The sequence below is a fragment of the Oleiphilus sp. HI0132 genome (assembly GCF_001635845.1).
The window spans coordinates 1-1,971 of sequence record NZ_LWGJ01001483.1; the positions used below are offsets into that span (position 1 = coordinate 1).

Sequence of the window (1,971 nt, forward strand, 5' to 3'; positions counted from 1 at the left end):
TTGTTGATCTGCTATTTCTAAAGTGACGACACCAATTCGATCCGACAGGAGTGTCCTAACTTCATCACTCATACCAGCTGACGCCAATAAACGGTATTTCTCAGCCTGGCGTTGCGCATCATCCTTTTTGGTTTCTAATGCACCTTCATCCTTTTTGAGTTGCTCTTTATTTTTCTGAATATCTTGCAACAGCTTCTTAGCTGCATCCCAGCGAGATTTAGCCAACTCAAGGTTTCCGCCTGATTGTTCAAGTCTCTCCAAGTCGGCTTTCACTGTGTCTAAGCGCTTCTGCCAATAAGGTGCGTCTACTTGCTCCCAGGAATAGCCATCAATTCTTTCCCAAAGCTTAGCTCTCTCAGCGATGTTGTTGAGCGACTCTCGTGCCTCGGATAACGTTGCAGCCAACTCTGCCAAACGAACTTCCGCTTCTTTCTTATCACTATTTAAAAGCACTAGGCGTGACTTATTCGAAAAGCCAAGACTCCAACTTCTGCGATCATCTATCTTCCGCTGATCTTTCTTTTCAAAGCGGCCTCGCTCCATATGCACGAGACCTTCCTTTGTCATTGAGAATGGCGTCGCATCAAGCTCATCTGTACCAGACACGCATCGCAAATCAAACTTATTCAAGTGAGCTTTGAGCCAATCACGATACGGATGATCTTTCCATACCAATTTACGAAGGTAGCCACGCTCATTAAATTCAGTAAAGTTTGACGACCTCTCTGGAGAATTGTATTTCGCTACAACCTGTGCACGCACATGCAAGCCGGTATGCCGTACATTGAGCCAGCGAGTCACCATTGAGTAATTCTTTTGAGGTACTAACAAAGTCGTCCTGAGGCCACCTAGCGCACGTTCAACAGCTCCCTGCCAAGCTTTCTCATCGTCTTTAACATCAAGTAATTCACCAATAAAAACCAGCTCATCACCAGATAAATTAAGCGACTCGATCATTTCATCACGAAGCTGCTGATAGCGGACATCGATGTTTGAGTCTGGGCGAGCTTCTATCTCCCGTATCTCATCCTTAATATCGTTTAAGCCAAGCTGTTGCTTGCTTAATTTTGCAGCAATTTCACCAAAATAATCTTGGCTTTGCTTAGTATCATCTTCGATTTTTTCTAACTTTAAAGTCGCTGCACGCTTATTAGAGATAAATATTTCTTCGTTCAGTTCAGCATCCAGCTCCAAACTGCGACAGTCACTTTGATAATTTGAGGATGCTTGTATGACAGAATTAAGCTTGTCTTTAGCATGCTGAATGTCTTTCTCAAGGGATTCGATCTTATCGCCACCAAGGTTGAGGTACTCCTCATGCCTTTTCTCTACCGAATCCTGTGCATCATTCTCTTCTTTTTCGGCGCGAGCAATAGACCTTCCAAGCAATTCTAGCTCTTCTTCTAACTCACTCAGCTTGTTTAACCAAAGCATTGAGAGTGCCTCACCAAAGTAAACGCTTAAATGATTTTTCTGCAGATGAAGCTTCTCTAAAGCAAGCTTGGATTCAGCAATGGATTCTGAAAGTTCAGGTAATCTACTCAAGTGAGCTTTTTGTTCTTTAGCATCAATCAGCTGCTCATGGATGGCGACGAGATCAGAGAACTCTTCGACAACCTTTTTTGCATCCTCTTTTACACCACTGGGTTCTAAGACTAATTCACGAATAAGTTTTGTAAGATCATCTATCTTCTTTAGGCCCAGCGCACGCGATAACAAAGCAGGCGCATTTTTGTTGTCCATGTATAGATGCTTGCGATAAAGCTCCTGGTAATCAGTAAAGTTGCTATCACAATCGGTAATGGCAGGATCGTCACGCAGCCATTGTTTCAGCTGCCTGGCATTTCCTTCACCAAAAGCGTCCAACAACTCTTTTAGTTGCATATTCCTTTTTGCAACAAGATAAACCCGCTTAACATCGCTAAGTGTATTAGTTGAGCTCGCTGTCCAAAAAAGTGCCGCCAGTGTAAT

1 protein-coding gene is annotated in these 1,971 nt (G+C 43.3%); it reads right to left on the reverse strand.

Going from position 1 to position 1,971, the window contains the following annotated elements:
* Window positions 1-1,884: ATP-binding protein (locus tag A3766_RS22975; RefSeq protein ID WP_197479697.1), on the reverse strand; the 1,884-nt coding region annotated here is incomplete at its 3' end.
* Between the last annotated feature and the right edge of the window lie 87 nt (window positions 1,885-1,971).